Below are 20,688 nucleotides of genomic sequence, written 5' to 3'. Positions count from 1 at the left end.
AATTATTTTTCAATATATAGATGGAAGAACCCTCTTATTACGTGCCATCAATTGTAAAAAAAAAGAAAAATTATTTCGAATCTATTGATTCAGTTGAATATACCTTGGACCTTGAAGATAATAAGGTAAACGCACACAATATAATAGTAATAAGTAGCATTACCAATACTCCTACAATGACTACAAGTTGTATAGAAATGAATTGAGTTGCAACGCCGAACAGAATCGTTATAAAAATGGTTATTGCCGCAATAACAAGCCCATATATACTTCCGATCCGTCCCATCATATGAACAGGAACATTATTTTGATAAAATGTATAAAATCCTGTATTTGCATATGCCATAGAGAAAGATAAAATAAAGAATCCGATAGCAGCCATTAAAAACTCATTTGAAAAGGCATAAATCAAATATCCGATTGCAATGAATAATGATCCGATTCCAATTAGAAATGAAGGTGCTAATTTTTTTGATAAAATTGTATTTGTTATGGCTCCTAAAATAAAACCCGCTCCAGCGATACTAACTAAAAAGCCATACTCACTATCTGTTAACAATAAAATTTCTTTCGCAAATGATAGTTCAAGTGAATCATTTGCGGTAGCTAATACCATCATCCCTTGGAATAAGAAGTAAACACATACTATATACACAGATTTTTTGCTAAAACTTAAAACTATGTTCCAATCTTTTTTTAGTAAAGCTAGAGACAATTTATCACTTGATGTATTAGAATCGTATTCTTTATCAAGATTAGGTAAAAGTAATGTAATGAACCCTGATAACAGAAATGCTATAGCATTCATATATATTGCAAAATTTGGTGTACTCGCTATTAACAATATTCCCGCTACCGCTGGACCAATTAAAGATGCACCAGACCCTATTAAACTACGTAGTGAGTTGAAACGTTGTCTTTGCTCTACTGGAATTAATTTCGTCATATATGTCATAGCAGTTGGTTCATAAATCGCACTGGACATACTTATAAAAAATACTAAGAGGTAGACAATCCAAAGGGATGGAACTAAGGGTAAAATAGCAATAAATACTGCACGATATATATCGAGGTAAATCATTAACTTTCGTTTATTTAAACGATCAATCATACTTCCTGACCAAGCGTTTGTAAATAACGTGGCTAATGGCTTTATCACATATAAAGTAGCAACAGCTAAGGCTGAGCCGCCCATATTATAGACAAGTACATTAAGTGCTATTAGGTAAATCCATGCACCTAAATTTGCAATACCAACTCCAGACAGTAGTAATAAAGGATATTTCCAATCTTCAAGTATTTTTTTCACTTTAGGCACCCGCTTTCTAAATTGTTTTAAAACAATAAAAAATCCCACCCCCAAGACTTTTTAGTCTTAGGGACGAGATTTATCATCGCGGTGCCACCCTAGTTTGTTAATATGTCACCATATTAACCTTATCAGGTACTGCATTGCATTCATGCTTATACCTTAGCTCTATAACGGGAGCTCCCGTCACACCACCCCCATGTAAAAGGTTCCGATGTGCTGCTCAGAGGCTTGGTTCAATAAAGAATTTTTGCTCCTTTTCAGCTAAATGGAGCTCTCTGTGAAAAATACATTTTATTTACTCTTCTCGTCACTGCATTTGATTTTTCCATATTATCACATATTTATTTAACCGTAAATAAAGAATAATCAGATATTTACAGTCGTGCTATCGTTAATGGTCTTATTTATTATTTTTTCTGAAAATTATGGTGCGTGAAATTACTTAAAACTCTAAAAAAAGCCTATTGTATATAGGCTCTTCAAAATGTCCGAATTAATTCGTATTTGCCTCTGCTAACGGTTGTAGTGGCGGTTCTAATTCTAATTCTAAAGTATCTCCTTCTTGTAAGTCTTGTCCTTTTTCAATACTTTGACTCGTTACATAGCCGGTACCGGTCGTTTTTAAATCTAATTTAAATAATTTTGATAAATACATAACATCACGCATTGACCAACCTTTTAAGTTTGGCATCTTCACGTTGTTTCCTAATAAAAATATACGATCTCCTTCACTCATTATTTCGGCAGACTGTGGATATTGTTTTACTATCTTTCCTTCTCCTAATAATACTGGCTGAAGTTTCTCTTTTTCTATAATATTCTTTATTGTATCTATCGATTGGTTCACATAATTTTGTATTTTTATTTCAGATTGTTTAGTTGCATCTGCCATTTGTTTTTCTGTATATGGTTTCACTTTTAAATATTCTAGACTATTTTTCATAACTGGTTTGAAAATTTCAGCAAGAGGCTGGGCACCGTACTCATCGCCCTTTAATTTCGGTTGTTTAATAGCTAAATATACGACTAGCTGCGGATCATCAATTGGAGCCATTCCTAAGAAAGAAAAAATATAATTTCCTTTTCCTTCCATATATCGTCCATTTTCAGGATTGGGGATTTGCGCTGTTCCTGTTTTACCGCCAATTGAATAACCATCAATTTTATACATCGTTCCCGTTCCTTTTGATGAAGTTATTACTCGCTCCATTAAGCCTCTTACCTTTTCTGATGTTTCTTTTTTTATCGGATTCCCAATTTCTTTAGGTTGATTTTCCATAATAACTTGTTTATTTGTGGGATTTACAACCTTATCAACAATATAAGGCTGCATCATTTTCCCGTCATTTGCTATAGCTGTGGCTGCTTGTATTATTTGAATAGGAGTTACAGTAGATCCTTGGCCGAAAGAAGTAGTAACTTGTTGAATTTGAGTATTTAACAATAATGTATTTTTACTTTCTCCAGGCAAATCTATGCCTGTTTTTTGATTGAAACCAAATTTATTCATATATTGCTTAAATTTATTTGGTTTCAATAATTGATCTTCTAAAATAGAAAAGGCGACGTTTGATGACCTTTCAAACCCTTCATCAAATGTAATTGAGCCCCATCCATATCCGCCATTATGATCTTTGATTTCTGCTGAACCAACTGCGTATTTTCCTGATTGGAAATATTCTTTTCCATTATATACACCTTCATTTATTGCGGCAGCTAATGTAAATATTTTCATTGTAGACCCTGGTTCATATGCGTTCGCAATTGGATCATTTAAAAAATATTCAATGTCTCCTTTGTTAGGGTTATAACTAGGCTTACTAGACATTGCTAAAATTTGCCCGGTTTTTGGATCTGCTATAATACCTACTAACATAGAAGGTTCATAGTGTTGCTGCGCTTTATTCATCGCTTCTTCTAAAAAGCTATCAATTTGTTTATCTAATGTAAGGTATACGTTGTTCCCATTTTTAGCAGGTTCTACTTTTCCTATATCATTTGTAAGTGGGATTCCTTTTCGTGAACCTACATATGAAACATTACCATTTGTAGAGCGCAAATATTTATCCAAACTTTCTTCAAGCCCAAACTTCCCCACCGCATTACCTTTATCGTCTGGTCTTGCAAAACCAAGTATATACGAGGCGAAATCTTCATTTGGGTATACTCTGGCTTTTTCTGTTGTGAAAGATACACCTGGTATTTTCAAATTTTTAATTTCTTCCTTCACTTCTCTAGATAAGTTACGTCCAATTTTCCCAATTTCAACTTGTGTACGTCCTTCATGAAAGTTTTTCATGATTTCCTCTTTATCAACTTCAAGCGCATCTGCTAAACGTTTTGCAGTATCTTCTTTATCTTTTAATTTATCTTTTCCTTTTAAGTTTACAACGATGCGATATGTCGTTGAGTCTTGGACTAATACTTTGCCGTTTTGATCATAAATTGTCCCGCGATTTGCCTCTAAAACTCCATTTTGGTTTTGTTGTTCCTTCGCAAGATCCTTTACATTAACATTATGCACGACTCCTACCGCTTGAATATAAAATATGCGTAAAAGCATAGTAAGAAACAAAACAATAAAAGCAATCATCATATATCGAGCGCCTTTATTCGTTTGAAGTTTATGCATATTTATCTCCTTTCTTTTCCAATGTATTAATGCAAAGATGTGTTACTAACTATGTTCTTTATTATATTAGATACTATATTTTTCGAAGTTTTTTTAGTAATTCCTCTATAACTATAAGAAAACTAGCTATGTTACTTTTTGTTTTTTATTAATTTATATTTTTAAAATAAAAATACGGTAAGTGAAATTTAAGAATTTTCAAATAAAAAGAACCTACTTTTTGTAGGTTCTTACGATTAAGCTATATGGTTATATTTCGCTAAAAAAGGAACTCGTTTTGCTACTAGTGCATACATTTTGAAAATAAGTTTTGCTAACGGCTCAAATATACGTGTACTTTGCATTACTAAGCCGCTTGTAGTAAATGTTAAGAACGCAGCACCAAGTATATCTAGAGGATAATGAACGCCTACGTACATGCGTGATACACCGACTAATATTGCCCATATTAACGCGATATATTTAAGTTTTTCTCCTCTAAGAATAAATACGAAAGCAATCGAAAATACAAGCACAGAATGATCACTTACAAATGATGAATCTGCTGCATGCGGTACTAATTGATTTACATGATGTGTTATAAAAGGACGCGGATGGTAATATACCGCATGTATAAGAACATTTACTAATAATGCAATACTAACTGAAAGTGTCGTATATAACACTGTATATTGTTTTCTAATTGCATTCTCTTTCTTTCCATTATTGAACCATAGGATAAGCATGAATAGAATAGCTACATATGGAACACTATTTGTAATAGCGATCATTAGCGTATCTAATAGCTTGGATGATCCAGCAAAGTTATTAATCCATTGAAATACTGTGTAATTCATATTACTCTCTCCTTATTATTTCTCATTGTACTTTAAATAAAGATACAAGTTCTTGATTTACACAGTATACAACATCAATATGAAAATGGGCTTAAACTTTTCTCATCTAATTCTCATGTTATTACTATTCATTTGACAATCGTGTAACTATTTACAAGAGCTAAGTATGTATAAAGGTTGTAAAACATTTTAAATAGTATGGTAAACACTTTATGCATGAATATAATATTTAACATGTTCATTTAAATATAATTTCTCTGAAATCATATTTTTATTCCATACGAAGGGCAATATTACCAAATTGTTCTCCTTGCTGCATTCGATTTAAAGCTTGAATTGCTTCTTCTAATGGATATACTTTATCAATGATTGGTTTAATATTATGTTCCTCTATAAAATGAATCATCTCATTAAATTCTTCACTGCTGCCCATTGATGTTCCCATTATATCGATTTGATTATAAAATAATGCTCGTAACGGCAATTCAATTTTATCTCCTGAACTTGCACCAAAATTAACGATTCTTCCATTAGGTTTTAATATATCAAAATATTTCAAGAAAGTCGCCGGACCTATACTATCTATAATTAAATCTATTTTTTCTCCATGTAAGCACTCTTCCCAATTACCAGAACTATTAAAAGAAAAGTCTGCTCCATATTTTTCTGCAGTCTTTCTTTTGCTCTCTATCCTTGAAGTAACACTCACCTTTGCTCCAATTGCTTTAGCAAATAACATAACAAAAGTTGCTACACCACCGCCGATTCCTGGAATTAGAACATGTTCTCCAGATTTCAATTTCCCTTTTGTAAAAAGTGCTCTATATGCAGTTAATGCCGATAAAGATAACACACCAGATTCTTCCCACGTAAGATATGATGGCTTTTTCACTACATTTTCAGCTGGCACAATAACATATTCGGCAAACGTTCCATCTGCTGGTCCACCTAACACTTCAGGTAACGCTGGTATTTCGTGAGTATTATTCCATCCAATACTAGGATTTATAATAACCTCTGTATATAGTGTGATATTTGAAACACCTTCTCCTAATTCCGTAACAATACCTGCACCATCTGATCCTAAAATTAAAGGTAATTCCATTTCTTTTCTATTATTCATAATAAATAAATCACGATGATTTAAACCTGCTGTTTTTAATTTCACTTTAACTTCCCCAACATTAGGTGTTATCTCAGCTGATAATTTATATTCTAAACCCTCTAATCCTGTTTTATGTTGATGTACAATAGCTTTCATTAATTATTCCCCCTTAATACTTTCAATGTACTAGAAATATCGAAATAAATAAATTTTTTTGATTTCTAAGCATCAAAAAAGGAGGAAATACAAATGTATTCCTCCTTTTAAAGAGTTTTTTCAAAAAGAATTTTATAAACTTTAGCTATTAATGAGTAGTATAAGGAAATGTAATCGTAACAATTGTTCCTTCATTTTCTTTACTCTCTAATTGAATAGTTCCGTTATATTTTTCTACAAGCCGTTTTGCAATTGATAATCCTAGTCCATTGCCGCCTTGTTTACGACTTCTCGCTTTATCAACTCGATAAAAGCGGTTAAGAACAAAAGGTAAATCTGCTTCAGGTATGCCCGCTCCGTGATCTATTATACTAATTTTAATTTTGCCCGATTGTATACTTGATTCGATGCAAATATACTTATTAGCTTCTTTCGTATACTTGACCGCATTATCCATTACAATAATAATAATTTGTTCTAAGTAAGATGATGGGATTGAAACATAAGCTTCATCTGTATCCAATTTCAGATCAAATTGAAAGTCAGTTTGCAGTACTGCAAAGTTTTGTGTAACTTGTTTCAATACGCTATTAACATGGACTCGTTCGGCTGCTACTGGATGCATCTGTTCTGATTCAGCCCTTGATAGCTCTAGCAGTTCTGAAACTAATTTATTTAATCGATCTACTTCTTTTAAACTGGATTGAAGGGATTTATCCAATACTGCTGGATCATTTTTCCCCCATCGATTTAGCATTGATAAGTGCCCTTGAATAATTGTTAATGGTGTTCTTAATTCATGTGATGCGTCTTCTACAAACTGTTTTTGCTGTGTAAATGAGGTTTCTACTTCATCCATCATTTCGTTAAAAAGAATCGATAATTTTGCGAGTTCATCATTATTTTCTCTTACTGGAACCCTTTCGTTCAGTCCGTTTTTCTTAATACGCTTCATCGTATCTGTTATATTTTGAACACTCGATAAAAGCTTTTTCGTTATAAGTATTCCACCTAAAAAACTAAACACTAATCCGCATATTCCCGCAACAACCATTACCACTAAAATTATTTTTAATAAATGATCAAATGTCTCTAAGTTTTTCGCAAGCTCAATAGTTCCAGTAAATTTCTTTGTTTGAATGGGTATACGCTCAACTAATATTCGATCCTCTATATGTCTTTTTATAAATGATTCATCTTGCGTAACCATTTTGGGCTCTATCCATGCTTCATTAAAGTCTCGTGAAACAGTAACAATAGGTTTTCCATCTCTTCCTATAATACGAATCATTTGATGCTTATCGATCATGTTGTTTAGAAATTCTTTACTATTTTCAAATGTTTTGCTCGAGAGCGTATCATTTTTATCTTGAAAATATGCCGCTATTTCTGTCACTTGTCTGTTTATTTGTTTCTGTTCATAATCTATAGTCCACTTATTAATTACAATGAATTGTAATGCGCTATACAAAATAAACAAAATAAAAACTAGTGTAGTGGACCAAAGTGTTAATTTCCACTTTATAGGTAAATTTCTAATTCGGTACATAATGTTTTTTATCATTTCATTATATATCCAGCACCGCGGACTGTTTGGATATACTCCTCCTTATCTACACTATGTAACTTATTACGTAAATAACGAACATATACATCGACTATATTTGTCTCAACCATTGCATCGTATCCCCATACTTGATCAAGTAAAATATCACGGGTAAGAACTCGATTTATATTTTTCATAAACATAAGCAATAGCTCGAATTCTTTATTTGTAAGTTCAATTTCTTCGTTTCCTTTAGTTATAGTTCGAGATTCAATCTGAAGCTGTAAATCTTTAAACGTAAGAAAAGATGTGTTTTTATGTTCTATATTTTCTTCTCTTCTAAATATAACTCTCATACGTGCTAAAAGTTCTTCAATCGCAAACGGTTTTGGAAGATAATCATCAGCTCCACTATCTAAGCCTGTCACACGGTCCATAATACTATCACGAGCAGTCAACATAATAATAGGTGTATTTTTAGTTGCCCTTAGTCGACGACATACTTCCAGTCCATTTAATCCTGGTAACATTAAATCAAGTAAAATGAGATCATAACTTTTTTCAAGTGCAGCTTCTAATCCCTTTCTTCCATCAAGTTGTATATCTACTTTATATCCTTCATACTTTAATTCTAGTTCTAAAAAATCTGCCAAGCTTTCCTCATCTTCAATAATTAATATATGTTGCAACGGTACTTCCTCCTATGCGATTAAATGAATAAGCAATCCTATTCCGAATATAATTGCGATGATTTGATGTACTTTTCGATACATCATCAATTTTGTTTTCTGATTAGATTTCTGTAAAGTAAAGCCTGCAACCCCTAATGCTATTAAGGCTAAAAGAGAAAATATACCACTATATATTAGTATTATATGACGACTTCCTTTTATTAAAAAGTAAATGCCGTGAGTAGTCGTAACAGCTATTACAGCGTATCCAATTAATACGTGAAACTGTTTTATGAAAAGGTATAGTTCTTTAATCATTTTAAATCCGTGCATATTTTTTTTCCTTAAAAATAACCATATTTGACGTAAGAACCATAATGATGCAGCTATAATTGCCCCGTATTCACCTAAAGAACCTAATTTCTTATTTAGCCATTGTACATTTAATACATTCCCATACAAAACATTAATAAATAGCAATTCAACACTGCAAATAATAATAGTAATGCCTATTATTTTAACATACATATGGAAATATTTATTTCTAAGTATTTTCTCCATTTTATATAATCCCCTTTTGACTCAAAAACTCTATAATCAGCAGTGTATCAAGTGAAAGAGAGAATAACATGAGAGAAAGATTAAAATAAAATGAGAATCTGCAAACTACTTATATTTTATTTATATCCTTTTTGGCCAATTCTAATATGTTGCAAATAAACGGTACTTTTGCATTTGTATATGAAACACGATCAAAAGGATATGTAGCAGCAAGTTTCTCTTTTAATTCTCTATATTCTTCACGTGCCCACTCATGATTTTTTAGAAAGTCTCGGAATAAAAGGTTGTTCTTCCATTCTTCACTATTATAAATATAAACATGTAAATGGTGGGTACCAGCTCTCCATTTACCTTTTCTAAAAAAACGCCAATTAGGTGTTTTTTTAGGAACATATTCATAGCCAATTTCTTCTAGGGCTTCCCTCCAATTTTCGGTGATTTGTAAATTAGTTACACCAATCATCATATCAATAAGAGGTTTAGCCCCTAATCCTTCAACGGCTGTACTTCCTATATGTTCAATAGCAATAATTTCTTCATGGAGTAACGGCACAATTTTATTTTTTTCATTTAAAAACTCTGTATGCCAATATTGTTGGTACGGTTTAATTATGATTTTTCCATCCATTTTCTTTCCTCCTTATAACTGTACATTATTATATTTATAAAATTTAAGTTTATTAACATAGGGATTTCACAAAATATGTCGAATACTGTAATAGTCAACTTAATTATATTAAATATGAGGTGAATAATGAAAGATATTCCAGTTAAAATTCAGTTAGATACTATAACATTCCAACTAAAAAAACATCATAATTTTGATTGGCTTACAAAACTAGGTACAGTATTTGCGGTTTTTGACCAACAAGATTCCGGTAATATAAGTTTTGGTGTTGAAAAGAATGGGAAAAAGAACTTTATTAAATATGCAGGGGCACAAACACTCGCATATAATGCTTCTACAAATGAAGCTATAAAAAGATTAAAAAGCTCAGTTACTATATACAATGAATTAAAACACGTTTCTCTTATAAGTTTAATTGATCACTACCCTGTACAACATGGATATGTTTTAATTTTTGATTGGTTTGATGGTGAATGTCTTCACCCGCACTGGAGTTTCCCACCTCCAGCGAAATATATTGATCCTAGCTCACCATTTTATAAATTTAAGCATTTATCTATTAAGGAACGCATCATATCATTGAATTCTATTTTTTCTTTCCACACTTACGTAGAACACAAAAACTATGTAGCTATTGATTTTTATGACGGTAGTATTTTGTACAACTTTAAAACGAATGAAACAAAAATTTGTGATATTGATTTATACAGTAACAAACCGTATGTAAATAAGATGGGGCGAATGTGGGGATCATCTCGTTTTATGTCACCTGAAGAGTTTCAACTTAATGCTGTAATAGACGGGAAAACTAATGTATTTAATATGGGGGCTATGGCTTTCGCGCTATTAGGTGGCGGGCAAGATCGTTCCTTTATGAAATGGGAAGCTAGTGAAGGCCTATATGAAGTAGCATACCGTGCTGTAAATGAAAATCGTAGTGAGCGCTATGCGTCAATGGAAGAGTTTAATAATGTATGGTTAAAAGTCTATAACGCTGAAAAGTTTTAAAAACTACATACATTATAAAATGTGTATATAAAACTTGTACTTTTATAATGTATAATACATATGGGATTGAAATTCAGAATAACGAGGCATGTATTATGAACTTTGTTTACATTAATCAAAATGTTTTAAATAATCTTCTATATATTTTAAGTAGTATATTTGTTTTTTATTTTATTTATGATAGTGGATACTTTAGGAAGAAATATAAGAAATTGCTTATTATTCTTTGTACGAGCATCCCACTAATTTTATGTATGCGGTACCCCATCTATATGGATGAAAATTGTATTCACGATTTAAGACAAATCCCCTTTTTAATTGGTACACTTTATGGTGGATTTCCTGTCGGTATTGCATTACTCATGATTTTATTAATAACACGTTTTATGTTTTATGGTTTTAGCCTGTTAACAATCATTGTGTATGGAATGATGTTAATAATTACAGTATTCGCATCATCAAAATTTAATACATACAATAGAAAAATGAAAGTAGCTTCATCTATATTTTTAACTTTTTTCCTTGCATTGTTTACAACAGTAATTGTTTTAACTCTATCGGATTTTGAAGTGAATAATTTGTACATTATTTATTTCATTTTATTACCAACTATTTTAATATTATTTATGGTCTATTTTAATGAAGTTTTAAAAGATGCAATATGCATGCGATCAAAATTAATAAAAGTTGAAAAAATGGAGATTGTCAGTCAACTCGCTGCAAGTATTTCACATGAAGTACGGAACCCTTTGACGGTTGTAAAAGGATTTACACAACTTTTAAAAACACCCAATATAACTCAACAATCCAGAGATGAATATATTGAACATATACTTGAAGAATTAAATCGTGCACAGGCAATTATTGATGATTACTTAACTTTTGCCAAACCTGCTTCAGAAAAACTAGATCGTATTTCAGTTGAGCACGAGTTACATCGAGTTATTAAAATGATATTGCCTTTATGTAATATGAATAATATTAATATTACACAAGAGTTCTCTGAGGGAATAATTATTGGTAATACACAGCACTTCCATCAATGTTTTTTAAATTTAATAAAAAACAGTATAGAAGCAATGCCAAGTGGCGGTAATCTAATTATATCTACAACTGTTAATAATAATAAGATCATAATACGGATTCAAGATAGTGGAATCGGAATGTCGCAAGAGCAAATTAATCGATTTGGCGAACCATATTTTAGCACAAAAACGAAAGGTACTGGTTTAGGAACAATGGTTGCTGTAAAAATTATCGAAACGATGCGAGGCACATTGAAAATCCGAAGTGTTATAAATAAAGGAACTACTTTAACAATCACATTACCTAAATGCAGTAATGAGGAGATTTCGTATAATAAATGAAAAAGGAGCTATTAAGCTCCTTTTTCATTTATTACGATACAAAAAGTACCTACTATGTTTTTTAAGTTTACATTTTGTAGAGACTAATTAGAAATTAGTATCCTCAGCCCCAACAGCTGCATCCAACAATTATTAATAAAATAAACAACACAACTAATAAAGCGAAACCTCCACCAAAACCACAAGAACCACCGAAACTCATGTTTTTTCCTCCTTTTGGTTTGAAAACTAATAGGGAGTTGATTTTTTTAACTGGTTCGTATTATACAGTATGTGTATCTCCCATTTTTGAGCATGTCTTCATAAAAATTAGTAAAAGCACTCTATTGAGAGTGCTTTAAAATGGGTACCAGAAACTTTGGAATACATTCAGCTTTAAGTAAACTGCAATAACCAAAATGATAATACCAACAAAAAGTGTGATGTAATCCTCCTTTTGTGCGTCCTTTGCATAGTACCACGTTCGTTTATCCTTTTTTCCAAAACCTCTTAAATCCATTGCATTTGAAACAGTATCAATCCTTTCTAATGAATGAATAATAAGTGGCCAAAAAATTAAAACACGGTTTTTCATACGAATCCACAAGCTCGCTTCTCCTTTTTCAAAAGGTACGCCTCTTGCTTCCTGTGCGTGTCTAATGATTATATATTCAGATTGAATGCTTGGTATATAACGCAGTGCAATATTTATTGCATATGTAATTTTATAAGGAACAGCAAATTTATTTAAGCTGCTTACAAATTCACTTGGATGAGTTGTATAAATAAAGAGAAGTGTAAATGGTAATAACGTAAAATATTTCAATGAAAGTGTAGCTGCATAAAATAAAGTTTCATATGTAATTGTTGCATAACCTATATAAAAAAAAGAGGTATACGATCCCGTTAATTCCGATCCATGGGTGGGCGTAATAAAAAGAATCATAACGGAATTTAATAAACTAAATGTAAATATAACGCTGAAAATAACTATTATTTTACGCAATTGAATTTTTGCAATTAAGAGGCCGATACATCCAACAATAAATAAAATTAGCAATATACGAAAATCAAAAAATAAAAAAGTAAGTGTCATACAAAATATAAATATAGATAATTTAATTGCACCATCCATACGATAAAAATACGTATTATGCATATTCCTCCCTCCTATTAGCCTCAATATAGAGTTTCACAAATGTTTCTGGAGTTGGAATTCCGCTTAATTTAGCTAGTTTTATTAATGAAATCTCTCGTAGATTAGCTCTTTGTAACATTCCTTGATCCCCTAAAACAGCAGATACAGTATTGTCCGCAATAATTTTCCCTTCATGCAGAACTACCGCTCGATCTGCATATTCTAAAGCAAGATTCATATCGTGTGTGATAATAATAAAGGATATGCCCCTTCCAGCCAATTTTCTAATAAACGACATAAACTGTTTGTAATGGTAATAATCTTGTCCAGCTGTCGGCTCATCTAATACAATAATTTTTGGGTTTGTTATAAGTACAGATGCAATAGTAACCCTCTTTTTTTGTCCATAGCTTAATGCCTGAATTGGCCAGTTACGAAATGGATATAATCCACAAATTCTTAAAGCTTTTTCGACTCTTGTCTCAATCTCATCTTTAGAAACCTTTTTTAATTTTAATGAATATGAAACCTCTTCTAAAACAGTAGGCTGTGTAATCATTTGATTTGGATTTTGCATAACGTAAGAAATAACTTCCCCGCGTTTACGAATAGACCAAGAATTTATATTTTCTCCATCGAATGTTATTCTCCCATTCTTTGTTTTATTTATTCCTATAAGAGTATGAGCTAATGTCGATTTCCCTGCTCCATTATGACCCAATAACGCTACTATTTCTCCCTCTCCTATTGAAAGGTTGATATCTTCTAAGGCTGTATGTTTGTTATTGTACGTAAATGATAAATTTTCTATCTTGCATAAAGCTTTTTTAATATATTTGTTTTTTGATGAAACTTGCTTCTGCATCCAGTTCTTTAATAGGCTATGAACGCCTGCATTACGAAGATTTTCAATTGGAAATACCCTAACATTATTACTGTCAAAATTTAATTTCTTTAGCGCCTCTATATAAATAGGTTCTCTTAGTCCGATATTTGGTAATATATTAGAATTTAAAATACTATCCGGTGAACCAATGGCAATAACTTCCCCCTCGTCTATTAAAATAATTTTATCTAAATCAAGGTTTAAAATTTCTTCTATTCGATGTTCAATAATTACAATTGTTTTATTATATTTCTCATGTATATTTTTAATGAGTTCTATTGTATTCAAACTACATGCAGGATCCAAATTAGCTAACGGTTCATCAAATAATAATATATCTGCATTTGTCGTTAGCAGACCTGCAAGAGAGACTGTCTGTTTTTGACCTCCTGATAATTCATGTGGACTTTGTGTATGAAAGTCCTGCATGCTTACCTTGTTTAAAGAATCCGTAACAATCTTTCTCATTTCTATTTGATTTACACAATCGTTTTCTAATGCAAATGCTACATCCTCTTCGACAGTAAGACCTATAAATTGTGAATCTTGATCTTGTAATATTGTCCCTACGTGTTTACTCTGCTCAAAAACACTACCTTTTCTCGGGTCCTTTCCAGCTATTAAAATGTTACCGGTACTTATCCCTTCGTAAGAAAATGGGATTAGCCCATTTATACAATGCGCTAATGTTGACTTACCTGAACCACTTCGTCCAGCGATAAGTACCTTTTCCCCAGGATATATTTGAAATGTAATATTTTTTAAAGTAGGCTGCGTGGCATGCCTATATTGAAAGGTAAATTGTTCAAAAGAAATAATTGGTTGCATGTATTCATCCCTACTTTTCAATTTTTAAATGTGTATGTTTCTTATTTGATTTCGCTAAGCCGATCGTGATTGGTAAGCCAAGAACTAAAAATACGATAACGTCTGCAATTGTTGCGCCTAGTACTTGTATAACTATTTTGTCAAACGGTTCTCCCATCACAATAATATCGAATGCCCCAGCAAATATAATAGCAATGACAATACCAATTAACCCTGCAATTGCAAAATAAGAAATATCACGGTTATTATACGTTCCATGTTTTACACTAAAACCAACTCTTTTTTGTATGAGTCCCATTGCAAAACCAATAATACCTGAACTAATAACCCATCCCCACCAAATACCCCAACCAGCGATCGTATCTGTAACGGTATGACCGATGAGTCCTATTAAAAGTCCTGCTACCGGGCCAAATAACGCTCCAAAAACTGTTAAAATAGCCAATGCGGGTTTAATAAATGTATTCGGTGCGATAGAAAATCCCCAAAGCCCTAATACCCCGTATAAAGCTGCTCCAATTCCAATAGCTACTACTAGCTTTGTCGTTAATTTGTTCATTACAATTCCCCTCTCGTATTATTCAACTTTTAATACTCTATATTTCTTTTGAAAATAAATTATGCATCGACACTTCCTTTCTATACAACAAAAAATGACCTCTTAAATAAGAGGTCATTTTCTTTCACGTACAAGAATCCCCTTATCTTTCAAAAGACACATAATGTCCTCTGCGGAATTAGCACCTTCCTATGTAATTACATAGGGGTTGCTGAGGCTTCATAGGGCCGTTCCCTCTACCTCTCTGGATAAGTATTAATTTATAATTCGTATTATGGCACTAAGAAAGATAAATTTCAACACTTTTCTAATTATTTTTATTTTTTATTAAATAGTGCATTTAAATCATTGTATTCTTATCGGAATTATGAAATAATAAATTCAAAATTGTTACAGGGGGGAATGTATGATGAAAGTAATTGGTTTAATTGGTGGGTTAAGCTGGGAATCTACATCACTATACTATAAACATATTAATACTCTAACAATCTCTCAATACGATCAAAATGCGAAGCTAGTTTTATATAGTATGGATTTTGGAGAAGTAACTACTTTATTACAAAACCATCAATATGAAGAAGTGAAAAACGAATTAGTCACAGTTGCTAAAAAGGTTGAAAAGTCCGGGGCGGAATGTTTACTAATGTGTTCAAATACGGTCCATTTATTTGCTGAGGAAGTAGAACAAGCAATATCAATCCCACTTCTTCATATCGGTGATGTAAGTGCTAAAGAAATGGTAGAACAGAATATAAAACGTATCGGACTATTAGGAACAAAACAAACGATGGAACAAGATTTCTATACATCACGACTAGCAAAATATAACATTGAGACAATTATCCCAAATGACGAAGAAAGAACTTTTATCCATCACGTCATATTAAACGAATTAAGTAGAGGCATTATTTCAGAAACTTCAAGAGAGAAACTAATACAAATTACCAATTCATTAATTCAAAACGGTGCGGAAGGTATATTACTAGGCTGTACTGAAATACCATTGCTTATTTCCCAAAATGACCTTACTGTTCCTGTTTTTGATACTGCTTTTTTACATGCAAATACTGCTGTACAATTTGCTGGATAATAATATAAAAGCATAAAGGTGGATCCTCTATGCTTTTATATTGTCCGAACTATTTATTTAAAAGAGCATCAATAACTGCAATGGCTCTTTTGGAACCACCACACTCTAAAAAACTTTCATTCAGTTTTCGAATGCCATGTCTATACTTTTTATTTGAAAGAACGTCTGTTACCGCCTCTTTTAAAGTTTGCACATTAACATGCTCTTTCAATAATCTATGTGCTGCCTCAAGCTCAGTTAATCTTTGCGCTATCATAGGTTGATCTTTATCATGCGGTATTATCACAAATGGGACATTGTAATAAATTGCATCGTGCACACTATTCATTCCACCATGTGTAATAAAAACATCTGCTTCACTTAATATTTCTGATTGAGGTACGTAAGGGGCTATAATAAAGTTGTCTGGCGCTTGCTTAATTTTTGAAATATCATTTCTATCACCGATCGCCATTACTACAATCCCTTCGAAATTTGAAAAAGCATCAATACAAGTATTAAAAAATGGTTCGAGCCCTTCAAGAAGTGTTCCCATTGAAATATAAATAACTTTCTTTTTTGAAAGCAATTCAAGTGGAAACTTTGCATTTGTTTTGCGCTTTATAATACTCGGTCCAATAAAAACATTGTTTTCTCCGAACGAATCGCTATTAGGCTGAAAATAACGACTTGTATACACGAGACTAATATCTCCCTTATTATGCATAAATTGAAGATTATTTTTGGGCTTTACTCCAAATTCATGTTCCATTTGATACAGTAACTTTTCAGAGAGTTCATCGGGTTGGAATTGTATTTCTGCATTTGGATGAAAAGGCAAGGTTTCCAATAATTCTGGTGGAATTAAAAATATAGGAGAGGAAACTATGCCTGGAACTTGTAAATATTCCTTTACTAACTCTCCGGCACCAAATATATCATAAACTACGAAATCAAAATTTATGCTTTTACATAATTCTTTCGTAATTTCTAATATATATAAAGAAGTTTGAACATGTACATGAAAGAAAGATTTTAATCCATATGAAGTTTCATTATCAATAGAAATCTCCTTTAATAAATCCGGATGAGTATGTACAATAGCCCCCAAAACTTCAAGCCTTTCCTTAAAGTTTTCCGTTGTAATATAGTGTACGTTATCTCCTCTTTCAGTAAAGGCCTTTACTAAACTTAATGTAGGATTTACATGTCCCTCTGCAGGAAAATTAATTATTAAAATATTCAACACGTATTTCTCACTCCTTACAATTCAATGTTCTTATTAATCGTACTGTTATTATTACAAGCAATCTTCCTCTAATAGTCCCAATATGCTTACTACTTTAGGTTGATAAATAATTATCAGTCATCGGAAAAGGCATCTACATAAGTAGATGCCTAACTGTGATAAGGAGTGTTCTCTGAGGTTAGGATAAGCTTTTCTGCTTGTCCTATGCTATCAATATATGAATTATTTTATAAAACGTGAATAGTTAATAGAATTATTTTAACCATTTTATTTGATCAAATGGATAATATACCATTTTCACTTTACCTATTACATGTGACTCATCGATAAGTCCAAGTGTATTCCTACTATCTTTACTATGATTTCGATTATCACCTAATACAAATAATTTATGCGAGGGAACTTTCATTTCTCTAAAGTTTGAAAAATGATTTGATACTTGTGACATATCTAACTGTATATACAACTCATCTCGCTTTTTACCGTTAATATATACCACATCGTTTCTTAATTGTATGTTATCCCCTGGTAATCCAATAATTCGTTTCACGTAGTATGTAGGCTCGTCTTCTTTTTTTATTATTACAACATCACCATGATGAAAAGAAGAAAAATAAGCACTAGCCTTATTAACTAGTATGCGATTATTTTCATTCAAAGTAGGTTGCATCGAAATTCCTTCTACCACACAAAATAAAAATGACTTATTAATAATAATAATTCCTATTATAATTAAAATATACCTACATATTTTTCTCCAATCTTTTAGAATCAATTGCTTCATATATACCTCATTTCTAATCTATTCGTATGTAAAAACGTCTCTAGTTCATATAAATGCCAGAGACGTTTCGTATATTTTAATTCTCCTTAGAGTCATCTATTTTTGGTACTTCGCCAGTTAATCGCTTATTTTTTAAATCAAAATAAGCATCTAAAACTTCTTTTCCAATATCAGAGTTAATACCAGACTTATCATTTATAACCCATGGTACTACAACGGAAAATGCTACTTCTGGATCATCATATGGCGCATATCCTGCTAATGTTAAATTATAGCATTCTCTACGATTGCCTTTCTCATTTCTCCCAATATCACTTTCTCCACCGTATACAGTCTGTGCAGTTCCTGTTTTTCCAGCTGGTTTATAGGGTGCTTTTTGGAACGCCCTTACTCCCGTTCCATCCCCTTCTTGGAATACTTTCCTAAAGCCTTCTTTTACTTGATTGATATATTCTTCTTTCATATCAATTCTATTTAAAACAACGGGTTCTATTGATTGTACTACTTTACCGACCTCATCTTTTTGAACGGTTTGTTCCCTAATTTCTTGAAGAATTTGTGGTTTCATACGATACCCGCCATTTGCAATAGTTGAAATATATTGTGCAAGCTGAAGTGGTGTATACGTATCATACTGACCAATAGAAAAGTCTAATAAGAAACCTGGCTGATTATCTTTTCTCCCAATTTGCCCCGCTGTTTCATTCGGTAAATCAATACCTGTTGGAACACCTAAACCAAATTGTCTGAAATAATATCTCATCTTATCAAAGTATTCTTGTTTAATATCTAGTGAACTGTTCTTTACATAATCCACACCAGCAATTTTTAATGCTGTGTTAAACATATAAACGTTAGAGGAAACTTGTAAAGCTCTTAGGTCATCTATATCTCCAAAATCTTTCCATGACTTTTTCTCCTTAGTTCCTTTAAACTTCATAGGTGCATCATAAAAATGTGTTCCCGGTGTTATAGCTTTTGTTTCAAATCCGGTTAATACTGTAGCACCTTTAACAGTTGATCCAAGCTCGTATGAACTTGTCAGCGTACCTAAAGCGTAATCTTCTACTTCCATTTTCCCATCTTTTTCTACAAGTCTTTTCCCAGCCATCGATAATACTTGGCCGTTTTTCGGATTCATCATTACAACGAAAGCACGGTCTAACATTGATTCTGAACCTTTATATGCCTTTAATATTTTTTCTATACTCTCTTCTACTTTTTTCTGTAATTCCATATCAATTGTTAACGTTAAATTCTTGCCGCTTTTCCCTTCAGAAACTGTCTCCGTTCTAATTGTATTACCTTGTTTATCAGCAATACTTCTTACTTTTTCTTTCGTGCCATGAAGTACATCTTCGTATTGCTGTTCGATGTAACTTTTCCCGACCCGGTCATTCCGGCTATACTCCCGCACTAAATAATAATCTAATCGTTCACGTGGTAATCCCTCATCAGCATTCGAAACATTTCCAAGGACTGAACGGAATAAGCCATCATTTACATAGAGCCGTTCCCAATCAACTGATGCGTCAACCCCAGGGAGATTTGCTAAATTTTCGCTAACCACAGCATATTCCTTTTCACTAACATCTTTTTTTATAATTTGAGGTACCATTTGATAACCTGAAGTCATTTTACTTTTAATAGCTAACACTTCTATGTCTTTTGCTGTTAATTCTTGAAGATTTTTTTCTGTAACTCGCTTTCTTTTTAACTCTTCTATTTTTTTGTCTAACTCTTTTCCGTTAATATCCTTTACTCTAAACTTATCTATTTCTTTTTTAGATACTAAATCTTGAGTAAGTTTTGGATTTAACTGCATCCAAAAATCTTTCTTATCCGTCTCGGTTAACTTATCTATATCTTCTTGCGGCATTTCAATTATTTCTGCAAGTTGTCTTGCAGTTTTTAGCATTTCTTCCGATTTTACACCTTTCACCTTTGTATATGTAATCGTACGTAAAGACTTATTGTCCACCACTGAATTCCCTTCACGGTCATAAATTTTGCCGCGTGGTACTGTAAGACTAACAGTTGCATTCTCTCTTTTTTCTACTTCATTCTTGTATGTTTCTCCATCGAAAATTTGTACTTTACCTAACTGGATTATAATTCCAGAAAATAATAAAAATACGCAAAAGAATAAAATATTTAACCGTATAGGTAGTGCTCTACCACTCTTTTTCTCTTTCTTTTTCACCCTGTCATAATCTCCTCCTTACAACATTTTTAATATTTTTTAGCTCTCTATATTAAAAGTAATGTACAATTTCCACACATTACTTTGTACGTATATTAATATAACGTTTAAAACTTAATAGAAATTAAAACAAATATAAAGAAAAAGTAAAGTTTACTAAATTAAATATAA

18 protein-coding genes, 1 riboswitch and 1 other annotated feature are annotated in these 20,688 nt (G+C 32.1%); of the genes, 3 read left to right on the top strand and 15 right to left on the bottom strand.

All coding sequences use genetic code 11. From position 1 onward, the window contains the following. Positions 1-70: 70 nt before the first annotated feature. From JDS80_RS23305 to JDS80_RS23270, 8 genes are all read right to left on the bottom strand, one after another. Positions 71-1,309: an MFS transporter gene (locus JDS80_RS23305; protein ID WP_199640079.1), complete on the bottom strand. Its 1,239-nt coding sequence runs from the start codon at positions 1,307-1,309 to the stop codon at positions 71-73. A gap of 65 nt (positions 1,310-1,374) precedes the next feature. Then, positions 1,375-1,632 (bottom strand) — a binding site (T-box leader). A gap of 173 nt (positions 1,633-1,805) precedes the next feature. Beyond that, positions 1,806-3,944 (bottom strand): penicillin-binding protein, encoded by a 2,139-nt coding sequence (locus JDS80_RS23300; protein WP_199640078.1) that lies wholly within the window; start codon positions 3,942-3,944, stop codon positions 1,806-1,808. Between the two features lie 236 nt (positions 3,945-4,180). Further along, complete coding sequence (locus tag JDS80_RS23295; protein ID WP_199640077.1) at positions 4,181-4,780, bottom strand: undecaprenyl-diphosphatase; 600 nt, start codon at positions 4,778-4,780, stop codon at positions 4,181-4,183. Positions 4,781-5,051: 271 nt separating this feature from the next. Continuing rightward, a complete protein-coding gene (locus JDS80_RS23290) occupies positions 5,052-6,041 on the bottom strand; it encodes a zinc-binding dehydrogenase (protein ID WP_071746075.1) in 990 nt (329 codons plus the stop codon). Between the two features lie 148 nt (positions 6,042-6,189). Beyond that, on the bottom strand, positions 6,190-7,605 hold the full coding sequence (locus JDS80_RS23285; RefSeq protein WP_071746076.1) for a sensor histidine kinase: 1,416 nt from the start codon (positions 7,603-7,605) through the stop codon (positions 6,190-6,192). Next, complete coding sequence (locus JDS80_RS23280) at positions 7,602-8,276, bottom strand: response regulator transcription factor (protein WP_071772638.1); 675 nt, start codon at positions 8,274-8,276, stop codon at positions 7,602-7,604. Before JDS80_RS23280 ends, JDS80_RS23285 begins: the two co-directional genes overlap by 4 nt. Positions 8,277-8,288: 12 nt before the next feature. After that, entirely contained in the window at positions 8,289-8,819 is a 531-nt protein-coding gene (locus JDS80_RS23275; protein ID WP_071746078.1) for a hypothetical protein, read from the bottom strand. A gap of 109 nt (positions 8,820-8,928) precedes the next feature. Continuing rightward, positions 8,929-9,447 carry a GrpB family protein gene (locus tag JDS80_RS23270; protein ID WP_071746079.1) on the bottom strand — a complete coding sequence of 173 codons (519 nt, stop codon included), beginning with the start codon at positions 9,445-9,447 and terminating at the stop codon, positions 8,929-8,931. A gap of 126 nt (positions 9,448-9,573) precedes the next feature. Between JDS80_RS23270 and JDS80_RS23265 the strand changes: the two genes are divergently transcribed. Beyond that, a complete protein-coding gene (locus tag JDS80_RS23265) occupies positions 9,574-10,455 on the top strand; it encodes a protein kinase family protein (protein ID WP_199640076.1) in 882 nt (293 codons plus the stop codon). A gap of 47 nt (positions 10,456-10,502) precedes the next feature. Then, on the top strand, positions 10,503-11,822 hold the full coding sequence (locus JDS80_RS23260) for a sensor histidine kinase (RefSeq protein WP_071746081.1): 1,320 nt from the start codon (positions 10,503-10,505) through the stop codon (positions 11,820-11,822). 103 nt (positions 11,823-11,925) lie between these two features. On the opposite strand, the gene JDS80_RS23255 is transcribed toward JDS80_RS23260, so the two are convergent. The 4 genes from JDS80_RS23255 to JDS80_RS23240 form a co-directional block, all read right to left on the bottom strand. Then, the gene (locus JDS80_RS23255; protein ID WP_016115012.1) at positions 11,926-12,024 is read right to left on the bottom strand and encodes a YjcZ family sporulation protein; all 99 of its coding nucleotides are present in this window, start codon (positions 12,022-12,024) and stop codon (positions 11,926-11,928) included. Positions 12,025-12,159: 135 nt separating this feature from the next. Continuing rightward, complete coding sequence (locus tag JDS80_RS23250; protein WP_071746082.1) at positions 12,160-12,960, bottom strand: energy-coupling factor transporter transmembrane component T family protein; 801 nt, start codon at positions 12,958-12,960, stop codon at positions 12,160-12,162. Next, on the bottom strand, positions 12,953-14,653 hold the full coding sequence (locus tag JDS80_RS23245; RefSeq protein ID WP_071746083.1) for an ABC transporter ATP-binding protein: 1,701 nt from the start codon (positions 14,651-14,653) through the stop codon (positions 12,953-12,955). Before JDS80_RS23245 ends, JDS80_RS23250 begins: the two co-directional genes overlap by 8 nt. A gap of 10 nt (positions 14,654-14,663) precedes the next feature. Further along, complete coding sequence (locus JDS80_RS23240) at positions 14,664-15,212, bottom strand: ECF-type riboflavin transporter substrate-binding protein (protein ID WP_002013166.1); 549 nt, start codon at positions 15,210-15,212, stop codon at positions 14,664-14,666. A 139-nt stretch (positions 15,213-15,351) separates the two neighbouring features. Then, positions 15,352-15,467: riboswitch (SAM riboswitch) on the bottom strand. Positions 15,468-15,618: 151 nt separating this feature from the next. On the opposite strand from JDS80_RS23240, the gene JDS80_RS23235 reads away from it, so the two are divergent. After that, positions 15,619-16,302: an aspartate/glutamate racemase family protein gene (locus JDS80_RS23235; protein ID WP_116733463.1), complete on the top strand. Its 684-nt coding sequence runs from the start codon at positions 15,619-15,621 to the stop codon at positions 16,300-16,302. A gap of 49 nt (positions 16,303-16,351) precedes the next feature. Here JDS80_RS23235 and JDS80_RS23230 read toward each other — a convergent pair whose 3' ends face one another. The 3 genes from JDS80_RS23230 to JDS80_RS23220 form a co-directional block, all read right to left on the bottom strand. After that, positions 16,352-17,530 carry a macrolide family glycosyltransferase gene (locus tag JDS80_RS23230; protein WP_071746084.1) on the bottom strand — a complete coding sequence of 393 codons (1,179 nt, stop codon included), beginning with the start codon at positions 17,528-17,530 and terminating at the stop codon, positions 16,352-16,354. A gap of 253 nt (positions 17,531-17,783) precedes the next feature. Then, on the bottom strand, positions 17,784-18,314 hold the full coding sequence (gene lepB, locus JDS80_RS23225; RefSeq protein WP_199640075.1) for a signal peptidase I: 531 nt from the start codon (positions 18,312-18,314) through the stop codon (positions 17,784-17,786). 76 nt (positions 18,315-18,390) lie between these two features. Beyond that, positions 18,391-20,517 carry a peptidoglycan D,D-transpeptidase FtsI family protein gene (locus JDS80_RS23220; RefSeq protein WP_071746085.1) on the bottom strand — a complete coding sequence of 709 codons (2,127 nt, stop codon included), beginning with the start codon at positions 20,515-20,517 and terminating at the stop codon, positions 18,391-18,393. Positions 20,518-20,688: the final 171 nt, after the last annotated feature.

Source organism: Bacillus cereus group sp. N8 (assembly GCF_016483685.1).
Taxonomy (GTDB): domain Bacteria; phylum Bacillota; class Bacilli; order Bacillales; family Bacillaceae_G; genus Bacillus_A; species Bacillus_A proteolyticus.
The sequence above is the reverse complement of the archived record's forward strand: the minus strand, read 5'-3'. Positions and strand labels throughout refer to the sequence as shown.

Excerpts from the sequence above, each read along its gene's own strand:
- JDS80_RS23260 (WP_071746081.1), top strand. The coding sequence starts at position 10,503 with ATGTATAATACATATGGGATTGAAATTCAGAATAACGAGGCATGTATT.
- lepB (WP_199640075.1), bottom strand. The coding sequence starts at position 18,314 with ATGAAGCAATTGATTCTAAAAGATTGGAGAAAAATATGTAGGTATATT.
- JDS80_RS23250 (WP_071746082.1), bottom strand. The coding sequence starts at position 12,960 with ATGCATAATACGTATTTTTATCGTATGGATGGTGCAATTAAATTATCT.
- JDS80_RS23235 (WP_116733463.1), top strand. The coding sequence starts at position 15,619 with ATGATGAAAGTAATTGGTTTAATTGGTGGGTTAAGCTGGGAATCTACA.
- JDS80_RS23300 (WP_199640078.1), bottom strand. The coding sequence starts at position 3,944 with ATGCATAAACTTCAAACGAATAAAGGCGCTCGATATATGATGATTGCT.
- JDS80_RS23255 (WP_016115012.1), bottom strand. The coding sequence starts at position 12,024 with ATGAGTTTCGGTGGTTCTTGTGGTTTTGGTGGAGGTTTCGCTTTATTA.
- JDS80_RS23240 (WP_002013166.1), bottom strand. The coding sequence starts at position 15,212 with ATGAACAAATTAACGACAAAGCTAGTAGTAGCTATTGGAATTGGAGCA.
- JDS80_RS23245 (WP_071746083.1), bottom strand. The coding sequence starts at position 14,653 with ATGCAACCAATTATTTCTTTTGAACAATTTACCTTTCAATATAGGCAT.
- JDS80_RS23295 (WP_199640077.1), bottom strand. The coding sequence starts at position 4,780 with ATGAATTACACAGTATTTCAATGGATTAATAACTTTGCTGGATCATCC.
- JDS80_RS23270 (WP_071746079.1), bottom strand. The coding sequence starts at position 9,447 with ATGGATGGAAAAATCATAATTAAACCGTACCAACAATATTGGCATACA.
- JDS80_RS23265 (WP_199640076.1), top strand. The coding sequence starts at position 9,574 with ATGAAAGATATTCCAGTTAAAATTCAGTTAGATACTATAACATTCCAA.
- JDS80_RS23275 (WP_071746078.1), bottom strand. The coding sequence starts at position 8,819 with ATGGAGAAAATACTTAGAAATAAATATTTCCATATGTATGTTAAAATA.
- JDS80_RS23290 (WP_071746075.1), bottom strand. The coding sequence starts at position 6,041 with ATGAAAGCTATTGTACATCAACATAAAACAGGATTAGAGGGTTTAGAA.
- JDS80_RS23285 (WP_071746076.1), bottom strand. The coding sequence starts at position 7,605 with ATGATAAAAAACATTATGTACCGAATTAGAAATTTACCTATAAAGTGG.